The organism is Pseudonocardia sp. (genome assembly GCF_029263155.1).
GTDB lineage: Bacteria > Actinomycetota > Actinomycetes > Mycobacteriales > Pseudonocardiaceae > Pseudonocardia.
In genome coordinates this window covers 1-12,130 of sequence record NZ_JAJCYB010000040.1, presented here as the reverse complement: position 1 = coordinate 12,130, position 12,130 = coordinate 1, and the positions used below count along the sequence as shown (strand labels likewise).

The window sequence follows — 12,130 nt, the reverse complement described above, 5'->3', positions numbered from 1 at the left end:
CAGCCGGAGGAAGCCGCGCGTCTCGTCCTCGTCGTGCGCAGCCGGCACGCCCCGGTCCGATCACTGCGGCCGGGACCCCGACGCCCTTCCGCCGCGGTCGACGAAGCACTCGGACCGACGACGGCCGGGCAGCAGCACCCGGTACGGGGGGACCCGGACCGGCTCCCCGCAGACGATCTCCGGGCGGCCGGGACGCACCGTCCCGACGTCGGTCGTCCCGACGTCGGCCGCGTCGGCGGCGCCGGTCGGCCCGCCGCCGTTCCCGCCGGGTCCGGAGGCCTCCTCGGGCCGTACGGGAGGATCGGCCGCAGGACGGGTTCGGAGACGACGGGCTGCGGTGCCGGCCATGTGCGGTCCTCTCGGGTGGGGGACGGTCACGTCCTCCCTACCCGGCTGCGGCCCGGTCAACCGGCCCCGACGCAACCGCCGTGGCACGCCCTCGGGGGATCAGGGCCGGCGCGTGGCGCGGGCCTGGGCCAGGCAGGCGTGTGCGGCCGACTCCCGGTCCGGGTGGCAGGACGCCACGCTCGCCATGCCGCAGATCCGCAGGATCGTCTCGACCGCGCGGCCGGTCACGATGGTCATCGTGCGGTCGGCGTGCCCGGTCCGGGCGTCGAGCAGGGCCCGGATCCCGGCCGAGGCGAAGAAGGTGACCTCACCGAGGTCGACCACGAGGGAGGGCCAGCGCCGGAAGGCCTCCGCGAGCGCGGCCCGCAGCGTGTCGACGTTGCTGATGTCGATCTCACCACGCACGGAGCAGACCGCGGGGCTCGAGGCGGTCGCGGCGATGATCTCCACGTGCGCGAGGGAGTCGGTGCGCAGGCTCATGATCCTGTTCCGTCTCGTCCCGTCTGGTCTCGTTCCGCCCTGCTGTACACGGGCACGGGCCAGGTTACGCGGACGGCAACGGCGCGCAAGTCGGAACCCGATCTTGTGGCTCCCGTCGACGCGCCCGCAGGAGCCCTACGAGGTGGGCGTCGACCCCGGGTGCCCGGTCCGCGGGAGGTGCGACAGCCCGCTGACCTCCAGGACCCGCTCGACGAGCCCGCCCGCCGGGTACCGCAGCCGCACGGTCCAGCCGTGCCCGGCCGCGAGCTCGGCCACCTCCACCAGCAGCCGGAGGCCGGCGCTGGCGAGGAACGTCACGTCGGTGAGGTCGAGGACGAGTCGGCGGACCCCACCGGCGGCGGACGGCGTCGCGGTGACCTGCGCGAACACCTCCGGGCGCAGCGCGGTGACGGCGATCAGGTCGAGGTCCCCGCGCAGGGCGAGCCGTCGGGCGTCGGGGGACTCGTCGGCCAGGTGCCCGGTGCCCGGTCGGACGTCCCACTCGGCGGGGGCGCCCGCGGGGGCCGGCGGGTCGTCCCGCCCGGGCACGTCGAGGGTGACCCGCACGGTGGTGCCGCGGTCGTGGCGATCGACGGTCGCGGTGCTCGCCAGTGACCTGATCACCCGCAGGCCGTGGCCGCGGTGCCCGGCGTCGGCCGACCGTGGCCGCCACGTCCCGTGGTCGGCGACGGTGGCCTCGACGGTGGTGTCGTCGACGCGGCACACCGTGTAGTCGACCTCGCCGGTGGTGTCGCCGCCCCCGTAGGCGTGCTCGACGGCGTTGGCGATGGCCTCGCCGAGGACCAGCTGCAGGTCCTCGGTGAACCGTCCGGGCAGGGCGGACGCGTCCGCCCAGGCCTGGACGAGCCCACGGCTGCGGCGCAGCTCGGCGGGCCGCGCGGGCCGCCGGTGCTGGTGCAGGGGCGGGGGCAGTACCCGGGCGGTGACCAGCGCGATGTCGTCGTGGGCCCGCCCGTCTCGGGGACGGCCGCGGCGAGCAGGGAGGAGGCGAGGGCGGCGGGTCCGGCGGCCGCGGTGGTGCCGGCGGTCGTCCGGAGCCGCTCGAGCCCCTGGTCGACGATCTCGCCGCGGCGCTCGATCAGGCCGTCGGTGTAGAGCACGACGGTGTCGCCCGGAGCCACCGCGAGCTCCCCGTCGGTGTAGGGGCCGGGGATCGGGGCGTCCAGCCCGACGACGCCGAGCAGCGGCCCGGCTCCGGCGTCGAGGTAGCGGGTCCTGCCCTCGGCCGTGACCAGCAGCGGCGGGGGATGGCCTGCGCCCGCCCAGCACAGCCGCTCGGCGGCGGTGTCGAGGATCAGGCAGATCGCGGTCGACGCGCGGGCGCCCGGGGTGCGGGCGGCGACCAGGTTCAGGTGGGCCAGTGCCGCGGCGGGGGTGGTCGCGGCGTCGGCGAGCAGGAGGGTGGACAGCGCGGTGCGCAGCTGGCCCATCACGGCGGCCGCGGCCGCGCCCTGCCCTACCACGTCCCCGACGACGATCGCGGTGCGGTGGGCGTCGAGGGCGATGACGTCGTACCAGTCGCCGCCCGCCTGCACCCCCGCGGCGCCGGGCAGGTAGCGGGTGGCCACGGCGAGCCGGTCGACGATCGGTGGGCTGTCGGGCAGCAGGCTGTGCTGCAGCGCCTCGGCGACGGTGCGGCTGCGGTCGGCCTCCAGGGCGCGTTCGGCGGCCTGGGCGGCCGTGCCGGCCAGGGTGAGCGCGAACGCGCGCTCGGCGGGGGGGAAGGTGCGGGCGGTGTCGAAGCTGGCGGCGATCACCGCGACGGCCCGGCCGTCCCCGCCCCGCAGCGGCAGTACCAGCGCCGCACGGTAGCCGAACTCGTCGTGCTCGGCGCGCAGCTGCGGGTAGCGCTCGGTCCAGTCGTCGTGGTCGCGCAGCCAGACCGGCTCCCGGGTGCGGGCGGCGTCGCAGAGCGGCGTGTGGGCGTCGAGCGGGATCGTGGCGAACCGGTCGACGATCTCCGTGGCGTAGCCCTCGGCCCGCACCAGGGTGAGCACGCCCTTCTCCGCGTCCACGACGTAGGCGTTCTGCCCGACGGCACCGAACGTCTCGACCAGCGCCGTCATGAGCACGTCGGCGACGTCGGCGACGGTCGCCGCCGCGGCCAGGTCGGCGGTGATCTGGCGCAGCCGTTCCTCACGACGCAGGGCCTCGTGGGCCTGGACCATCGCGGTGACGCGCCGGCCGAGCTCCTCGGCCAGGGCGAGGTCGAAGCCGTCGGTCGTGCGGGACCGGCTGATCGACACGAACGTCAGCACCCCGAGCACCTGATCATCGCCGGTCAGCGGCACCACCAGCCGGTCGTGCAGGCCGACGGCCAGCCGGTCCCGCAGCTCCTGGGCGTCGGTGCAGACCTCGCGGAGCACCGCCTCGCCGGTCCCGGGCAGGACGAACGCCCGGCCGGTCTCCAGCCGGTCCGCCAGCGACGGCGGGATCGCGGCGGGTGGCAGGCGGCGCTGCGCGGCGGCGGCGTCGGGGTGCTCGGGGGCGGCGACGGCCACCGTGCGCAGCAGCCCGTCCGGGCCGAGCAGGGCCAGCACCGACAGCTCGCCGAGCAGCGGCGCGGCGGCCTCGACCAGTTCGGCGAGCTTCTCCCCGAACAACCGGTCGGCCACCTGCAGCGCACCGATCCGCACGAGCAGCGCGTTGGCCCGCTCCTGGCGCTCGCGCTCGGTCACGTCGACGAGCACGCCCTGCAGGCGCGCGGCGCGGCCGTGTTCGTCCGGCTCGACGTGCACGATGCTCTGCACCGACACCACGCGGCTGTCGGCGGAGATCATCCGGTAGGTCTGCTGCCAGTTCCGGCCCCGGGCGAGCGCGGTGTCGACGACGGCGACGACGCGCGCGCGGTCGTCGGGATGCACGCGCGCGATCCAGCGTTCGCGGCTGCCCAGCCAGGTCGCCAGCGGGTAGCCGAGCATCTCCACGATCCGGTCGGACATGAAGCCGATCTCGAGGGACCGGGCGTCGGCCTCCCACACGACGGCGTCGAGCCCGGAGACCAGGGTCTGCAACCGGTCGGCCGCGGCCTCGGTCGCGGCGTGGGCGGCCTGCTCGGCGGCGAGCCGGCGACGGTCCTCCGCGGCGTCGTGCAGCGCGGTGACGTCCACGCAGGTTCCGAGGTAGCCGGCGAACGCCCCCTCCGCGTCGTGCAGCGGCTGCGCGGACGAGGTGACGCGACGCACCTCGCCGGGGGCGGTCCGCACCCGGTACTCGTCGGTCCAGCTGCGGCGGGCCGCCGCAGCGGCCGCACCCGCGGCGGCCACCCGGTCGCGGTCGTCGGGGTGCACGCGCTCCAGCCACCGCCTGCCGGCCAGCTCGTCGGCCGAGCCGCCCATCAGGTGCCGGTACCGGTCGTTGACGAACACCAGCGAGCCGTCGGCCGCGGTCCGGTAGATGCCCACGTCGACCTGCTCGACCAGGGCCCGGTAGCGCTCGCGCTCGGCGTGGGTCTCGGCGGCGGCGCGCCGCTGCGCACGCAGGTCGCGGGCGATGGTGGAGACGTGGTCGAGCTCACCGCGCGGACCCCGGTGCGCGGTGACCACCTGCGACATCGGGATCGGAGTGCCGTCCCGGTGGACGAAGTCGGTCTCGCCGGACCACAACCCGTCCCGGGCGACCGTGGAGAGGGCCACGGCCACGACGGCGGGGTCGACGACGAAATCCGTCACCGGCATCGCGCCGACGTCGTCGTCGGGGCCGATACCGACCAGGGCGCGGCCTGCGGGGTTGACGTAGACGGCCAGTCCGGTGCGCGCGTCGGCGATTCCGACGAAGTCGCTGGTCCGCTCGGCGATGTCCCGGAACCGTGCGAGCTCCTCCTCGGCGAGTACCCGGGCGTGGATGTCGCGGGACACGGTCTGCAGCTCCACCGCACCGGTCTCGGGGTCGGTGACGGGCCGGCCCCGGGCCTCGACCCACAGGTACGTGCCGTCGGCGCGGCGGAACCGCAGCCGCACCTCGGCCGGCCCGTCGGCGACCCGGGTCAGCGCGACGCGGGTGGCGTCGAGGTCGTCGGGGTGGACGAGATCGAGGGGGTGGCGGCCGACGAGCTGTTCGGGCAGCCATCCGGTCATCCGGTGCACCGACGGGGAGACGTAGCGCCAGGTGCCGTCCGGGTCGTGGCGGCCGACGACGTCGTCGGAGTGCTCGGTCAGCAGCCGGAACGCCCGGTCGGCCTCCTGCAACTGCTCGTCGGCCAGCTCGCGCGCCCGCACGGCGGCGAGGCGGTCCTCGGTGACGTCGCGCAGGGTGCCCACCCGCATCCTGCGGCCGGTGGTCGGGTCGGTGAGCGTGGCGAACGTGATCGCCGCCCACACGAGGTGCCCGTCGCGGTGGCGCACCGGAAGGGTGAGCCGCCCGCTCGTGCCGGCCGCGAGTGACCGCTCGACCTCGCGACGCTCGGCGGGGTGAGTGTCGGGGTCGGGCCACCACGGGAACGGGGCCGGATAGGGCAGCCCGGCGCGGCCGTAGCCCAGGATCTCCTCGTAGGCGTCGTTGAGCTCGACGACCCGGGGCGGGTCGGCGTCGAGGTCCACGACGTAGAAGGCGTCCTGCATCGCGCCGATCAGCGTCGACCGCCAGACCGCCTCGCGGGATCGCCCGCGGGCCAGCTCGAGCTGGGATCCGACGCGGGCCAGCAGCTCGCCCGCCGTGAACGGCTTGGCCAGGTAGTCGTCCGCGCCGGCGGCCAGACCGTCGATCGTGGACTCCGGCCCGGCCCGGGCTGACAGCACGATCACCGGGACCGACCCGGTGGCCGGGTCGTCGCGCAGCGCGGCGAGCAGTCCGAACCCGTCGAGGCGGGGCATCATCACGTCGGTCACCACGAGGTCCGGCACCTCGGCGCGCACCACCTCCAGCGCGGCCCGGCCGTCGCCCGCGGTGCGTACCCGGTAGTGCGCCGCGAGGAGCCGGGTCAGGTACTCCCGCATGTCGGCGTTGTCGTCCACCACCAGCACCGTGGCGGGGCCGGAGCCGGTCGCGGGATCTCCTGCGGTGCCGTCGGCGGACGGCAGCCAGCGCAGTGCCTCGTCGATGTAGGGCCGGGCCACCGCCCCGGTGGCCGGGCGGTCGGGGTCGGACAGCGGCTCGGGGGGCAGGTGCTCGGGGGCCAGGTGCTCGGCGGGCAGGTGCTCGGCGGGCAGGTGGGCGGTGCCCAGCGGCAGGCGCACCGTGAACGTCGACCCGGCCCCGACGCGGGAGTCCACCTCCACGCTGCCGCCGTGCAGCTCGACCAGCTCGCGCACCAGCGCGAGGCCGATGCCGCTGCCCTCCGCGGAGCGGCCGCGGTCCCCGGCGACGCGGTGGAAGCGGTCGAACAACCGCGGCAGCTCCGCGGCGGGGATGCCGATCCCGGTGTCGCCGACGGTCAGCTCGACGTGCCGGCCCGCGGCGCGCACCGCCACCGTGATCCCGCCGGACTCGGTGAACTTCAGCGCGTTGGACAGCAGGTTGAGGACGATCTTCTCCCACATCTCCCGGTCCACCGCGACCGGCTCGCCGCCCGGCACGCAGTCCACGGCCAGGGTGAGCCCGGCCCGCTGGACCGCGGACCGGAACATGGAGGCGAGATCGGCGGTGACCACGGCCAGGTCGACCGGCTCGTAGCGGGCCCGGGCCCGGCCGGCCTGCGCCCGGAAGAAGTCGAGCAGGTCGTCGACCAGCCGGGCCAGCCGCCCGGCGTTGCGGTCGACCGAGGACAGCTCGGCCCGGACCCGCTCGACGTCGGGGGCGTCGTCGGCGAGCAGGTCCTGCACCGGACCGCGGATCAGCGTGAGCGGGGTGCGGAACTCGTGGCTGAGGTTGGCGAAGAACTCGGTCTTGGCCCGGTCGAGCTCGGCCAACGCCCGTACCCGGGCGCGCTCGTCCTCGTAGGCGCGGGCGTCGGTGATCGCGGCGGACAGCTGGCCGGCGACCAGCCGGAGGAACGAGCGGTAGTCCTCGTCCAGGGGCCGGTACGGGCTCACCCCGACCGCCAGCACGCCGCAGGGCGCTTCCGGTGTGCCCGGGCCCAGCGGCACGACCACCGCCGAGTCCGGGGCCGTGGACCCGACCGCGCCAGGATCGGGAACCACCCCGCCGGGGTAGCGGCCGGCGAGCCCGCTCGTGACGACCTCCTCGCCGGTGGTGGCGGCGCGCCACAGCGACCCGCCACCGGACGGGGCGGGCACCGCCGCAGGCGCGAGCGGATGACCGGCCTGCACCCCGAAGGTGGCGGCCTGCCGCAGCGCCGACCCGTCGGGTCCGGGCAGGTACACCGCGGCGAACGGGACGTCGGCCCGGTTGCGCGCCAGCACCTGCGTCGCGGTCTCGCAGACCTGCGTCGCGGTGTGCGCCGTCACGGCCGACACCTCGCCCAGCGCGCGCAGCGTGGCGAGCCGCCGCTCACCCACCACGCGGCCGGTGGTCTCGGTGCACGCGCAGAACAGCCCCGCCGCGGCGTCGCCGTCGTCGTCACCGGGGATCGGGCTGTAGGAGAAGGTGAAGTAGGTCTCCTCCTCGAACCCCGCCCGCTGCATCACCAGCAGGAGGTCCTCGGCGTAGGTGGAGCCACCGGCCAGCACGTCGGCGGCCAGCGGGCCCAGCACGTCCCAGATCTCGCCCCACACCCGCTGCGTCGGGGTGCCCAGCGCGCCGGGGTGCTTGCCGCCGAGGACCGGGATGTAGGCGTCGTTGTAGAACATGGTGAGCTGCGGACCCCAGCCCAGGAACATCGGGAACCGGGAGCGCAACATGATCGCGACCGCGGCACGCAGGCTCGGTGGCCAGCTCGCCACCGGCCCGACCGGGGTGCGCGACCAGTCCGTGGCCCGCAGCAGCTCGGCCATCTCGCCTCGACCGGCGAACCCCCACTCGTCGCCGCTCATCGCGGCGCGTGGCGGGTGGCGACCCGGACGGCGTCGGTCGGACCTGCTGCGGGGGACTCGCCGGTCAGCGGCACCTGTCGCACCTGCCGGGGCAGCACCGCCGTCCATGGACCACGGCCCGACCATAGCGTGCCACCTGCGACGGGGCACGGGGTGGACGAGCGCCACCGGGGCGCAGTGCCCACCGGGCCGCGGTCCGCCTACCGCCGTTCGGGAGTCTCCGGCGAGGCGGTGTCGAGCGGCACCGCGCCCGCCCGGACCAGGCCCAGCTGGACGGACTGGCGGCGCAGCACGGAGTCGGTGGCCCAGTCCAGCGCGGTGCGGACGCGGTTGCCCGGCATCGACAGCAGGTGGTAGCCACGGGTGACGGCCTTCGCCAGCGGCCCGGACAGCGGCACACCGAAAGGATTGGCCGCGGCCTGCGCCCCGGCGAGGTCGACGAGGAAGCCGAGGTCGTGGTGCTCGTAGGGACGGGGCTCGCCGTGCCCCAGCGCCGCCGCGAGGTTCGCTCCCGCGAGCCTGCCCTGTCGCTGGGCGTGCTGGGCGGTCATCGCGGTCGGGTGGCCGGGCCGGGTCAGGTCGGGAACCGCGGCCGCGTCCCCGCAGGCGAGGACCTCGGGATGGCCGGGCACGGCCAGGTACTCGTCGACGACCAGGCGGCCCTTCTCGGTGGGCAGGCCGAGGTCACCGACCAGCGGGTCGGGCCGCACCCCGACGCACCACACCAGGGTGCGGGTGCCGACCGTCCGGCCGTCGGTCAGTCGGACGCCGTCGGTCGTCGCCTCCTCGATCGAGGTCTCCGTCGCGACCTCGACCCCACGCCGGCGCAGTACCCGGTCCGTCGTGCGGGACAGGCGTTCGTCCAGCTCGGGAAGGACCCGGGGGGCGAGGTCGAGCAGCATCCACCGCATCGGTTGGCCCCGCAACGACGCGTGCCGCCTGGCCAGGGCCGCGGTGAACAGCTGCCCCTGGGCGGCCACCTCGCTGCCCGTGTAGCCGGCCCCGACCACGACGAAGGTGCAGCGGGCCGCCCGCTCGTCGGGATCGGCGGTGGTCGCGGCCTGCTCGACCTGCCGGGTGAGGTGATCGCGCAGGTACACCGCCTCGGGGACGCCCCGGAAGCCGTGGGCGTGCTCGGTGACCCCCGGGATCGGCAACAGCTTGTTGACGCTGCCGACCGCGAGGATCAGCCGGTCGTAGGACAGCGTCCCGGAGCCGTCCTCCGGCCCGTCGAAGGACACGGTACGGGCCTCCAGGTCCACGGCCCGCGCCTCGCCGAGCACGAGCTGCGCGCCGGGCAGGCTGTCCGGGAGGGACACGGTGATCCGCCGTGGCTCCACCACCCCGGCCGCCACCTCGGGCAGCAGCGGCACGTAGAGGAAGTAGTCGGTCGGGTTGAGCACGATCACCTCGGCGCTCGCGCCGAGGGTGCGGGTCAGGGCCCGGGCCGCGTGGAACCCGGCGAACCCGCCACCGACGATCACGATCCGCGGACGGGACATGTCCAACCTTCCTTCTTCTCCGGTTCGGCCGGGGTGGTGCGGTGAGAGGATCAGGGCCGGGTGGCCGTGCCCGTCGACGGGTCGGGGTCCTGGCCCGGGGCGCGGACGTCCCCTCGCCACGCGCCCTCCGCGGTCCCCCGCGACTCGATCAGGGCCCTGAAGTTGTCCAGGTCGCCCTTGACCCGGCGCTGCACGATCCCCATGGCGTCACCGGCCTTCTCGACGAGGCCCTGCGGGTCGTGGTCGAGCTGCAGGGTCACCCGGGTCGTGGTGTCGTCGATGCGGTGGAACGTCACCGCCCCCGCCTGGTGCGTGCCGTTCTCCGTGGTCCACGCGATGCGCTCGTCGGGATGCTGTTCGGTGATCTCGGCGTCGAACTCGCGCTCGACCCCGGCGATGCGGGTGACCCAGTGGGTGCGGGTGTCGGTGACCTGGTCGATCCGCTCGACCCCGTCCATGAACCTCGGGAAGGACTCGAACTGGGTCCACTGGTCGTACGCGGTGCGTACCGGGACGGCGACGTCGATGCTGTGGGTGACGTTGGTGGTCATGCGGACGGCGTGCCCGGCGTGGGCGAGTTGAAACACGCCGGCCAGGGACCCGGCGCCGTGACGGCACCCTCAGTGCGAGCCCGGGTCGGAGTCGGGTTGCTGTTCGCGGCCGACGCCCTGGGCCGCGCGTTCGGCCCCCGTGGCCCGGGTCAGGTGGGACTCGTCGCGGAACTGCTCGACCAGGTGCGGGTAGTGCAGCTCGAACGCCGGGCGCTCGGAGCGGATGCGGGGCAGCTCGGTGAAGTTGTGCCGCGGTGGCGGGCAGGAGGTGGCCCACTCCAGGGAGTTCCCGAAGCCCCACGGGTCGTCGACGGTGACCACGCGGCCGAAGCGGTAGCTCCTGAACACGTTCCAGATGAACGGCAGCGTCGAGGCGCCCAGGAGGAACGCCCCGACCGAGGAGATCGAGTTGAGCACGGTGAAGCCGTCCTGGACCTGGTAGTCGACGTAGCGGCGCGGGAACCCGGCGTTGCCCAGCCAGTGGTGGACCAGGAAGGTCAGGTGGAAGCCGACGAACATGGTCCAGAAGTGCACGCGGCCCAGCCGCTCGTCCATCATCCGGCCGGTCATCTTCGGGAACCAGAAGTAGACCCCGGCGAACACCGAGAACACGATCGTGCCGAACAGGACGTAGTGGAAGTGCCCGACGACGAAGTAGGTGCCGTTGAGGTGGAAGTCCAGCGGGGGCGACCCGAGCAGCACCCCGGTGAGCCCGCCGAACAGGAAGGTCGCGAGGAACCCGATCGCGAACAGCATCGGCGTCTCGAACGTGATCTTCCCGCGCCACATCGTGCCGATCCAGTTGACGAACTTGATGCCCGTGGGGATGGCGATGAGGAAGGTGGTGAAGGAGAAGAACGCCAGCAGCACCGCACCCGTGGCGAACATGTGGTGCGCCCACACCGCGGCGGACAGCACGGTGATCGAGATGGTCGCGAACACCATCGTCTTGTAGCCGAACAGCGGTTTGCGGCTGAACACCGGGATGATCTCGGTGATGATCCCGAAGAACGGCAGCGCGACGATGTAGACCTCGGGATGGCCGAAGAACCAGAACATGTGCTGCCACAGCACCGCGCCGCCGTTGGCGGGGTCGAACACGTGGGTGCCCAGGTGGTGGTCGGCGAGCATGCCGAACAGGGCGGCGGTGAGGATCGGGAACGCGACCAGGATGAGGATCGAGGTCACCAGGATGTTCCAGGTGAAGATCGGCATGCGGAACATGACCATCCCGGGCGCGCGCAGGCAGATGATGGTGGTGATCATGTTGACCGCGCCGAGGATGGTGCCCAGGCCCGACACGATCAGGCCGGTGGCCCACAGCGTGGCCCCCGGTCCGGGTGAGTAGGTGGGACCGGAGAGCGGGGCGTAGGCGTACCAGCCGAAGTCGGCGGCGCCGCCGGGGGTCACGAAGCCGCCGAGGACGATCAGGCCGCCGAAGAGGAACAGCCAGAACGACAGCGCGTTGAGCCGCGGGAACGCGACGTCGGGCGAACCGATCTGCAGCGGCAGGATGTAGTTGGCGAACCCGAACAGGATGGGCGTGGCGTAGAGCAGCAGCATCACCGTGCCGTGCATCGTCAGCAGCTGGTTGTACTGCTCGCCCGCGAGGAACTGCTGCCCGGGCACGGCCAGCTCGGCACGCATCAGCAGGGCCATCGCCCCACCGGCGAGGAAGAACCCGAACGCGGCGACCAGGTAGAGGATCCCGATGTCCTTCGGGTCGGTCGTGTTCAGGTACCGCAGCAGCACCGAGCCGCGTTCGGGTCGCGGCGGGGCGGTGGTCGTCGGCCGGGACGGCGCGGCGCGCAGCGAGCCCGAGGTCATGATGGCCGGCCTCGGCCGCGCCTCGTGCTCATCGTGGCTCCACGGTCGGACGCGGCGGTCGTGGACCGCCTCCGCGTCGGCGCCCACCGAGCGGTGCCGCCGCCCATCGGCCCCCCGAGCGCCGGTGCGGGCTGGTGTGTTCGTGGGCGCCCGGGGCACGCCGATCGCGGGATGGGGTCCGACTCATGGGGGCGGTGTACCCGGCGATCCCCGCCCCTACCCTCGGCAGGGGCCGCTCGGAGCACGGCGACGCGACGGTCGCGTGCCTCGCCGGCTGCCGCCCTCGCCAGGCCGCGCAGGGCCTGCGCGGCGGAGACGCGAGCTCAAGTCTGTCTCCCGCCTCCGCCGCTTCGGGGCCGCCGCCTGTCAGGCCGGGGCGGCGGGGGCTCGTGGTCAGACCCGGTTCCGCAGGTAGTTCATGGGATGATCTCCAGTGGTGACCGTTGATCTTCGTGGGCGGTTGAGGAGTCGGCGCGCAGGTCGAGGGCCCGGATGTCGCGTCCGGGTGGGCGGAGTTCCAGGGCTCGGGGGT

The 12,130-nt window shown here is 74.3% G+C and carries 6 protein-coding genes and 1 pseudogene; all 7 read right to left on the bottom strand.

All coding sequences use genetic code 11. From position 1 onward, the window contains the following. Positions 1-60: 60 nt before the first annotated feature. Positions 61-348, bottom strand: a complete 288-nt coding sequence (locus tag Q1K26_RS06910; protein WP_300008604.1) for a hypothetical protein — start codon at positions 346-348, stop codon at positions 61-63. A 99-nt stretch (positions 349-447) separates the two neighbouring features. Beyond that, positions 448-828, bottom strand: coding sequence for an STAS domain-containing protein (locus Q1K26_RS06905; RefSeq protein ID WP_300008602.1), 381 nt, complete (start codon positions 826-828; stop codon positions 448-450). Between the two features lie 135 nt (positions 829-963). Beyond that, on the bottom strand, positions 964-1,713 hold the full coding sequence (locus tag Q1K26_RS06900; RefSeq protein WP_300008678.1) for an ATP-binding protein: 750 nt from the start codon (positions 1,711-1,713) through the stop codon (positions 964-966). Positions 1,714-1,820: 107 nt separating this feature from the next. Then, a pseudogene (locus tag Q1K26_RS06895) lies at positions 1,821-7,370 on the bottom strand (PAS domain S-box protein); the annotation flags it as partial. A 548-nt stretch (positions 7,371-7,918) separates the two neighbouring features. After that, positions 7,919-9,220 (bottom strand): NAD(P)/FAD-dependent oxidoreductase, encoded by a 1,302-nt coding sequence (locus Q1K26_RS06890; RefSeq protein WP_300008600.1) that lies wholly within the window; start codon positions 9,218-9,220, stop codon positions 7,919-7,921. A gap of 50 nt (positions 9,221-9,270) precedes the next feature. Continuing rightward, the gene (locus Q1K26_RS06885) at positions 9,271-9,771 is read right to left on the bottom strand and encodes an SRPBCC family protein (RefSeq protein ID WP_300008598.1); all 501 of its coding nucleotides are present in this window, start codon (positions 9,769-9,771) and stop codon (positions 9,271-9,273) included. 69 nt (positions 9,772-9,840) lie between these two features. Further along, entirely contained in the window at positions 9,841-11,598 is a 1,758-nt protein-coding gene (gene ctaD, locus Q1K26_RS06880; protein ID WP_300008596.1) for a cytochrome c oxidase subunit I, read from the bottom strand. Between the last annotated feature and the right edge of the window lie 532 nt (positions 11,599-12,130).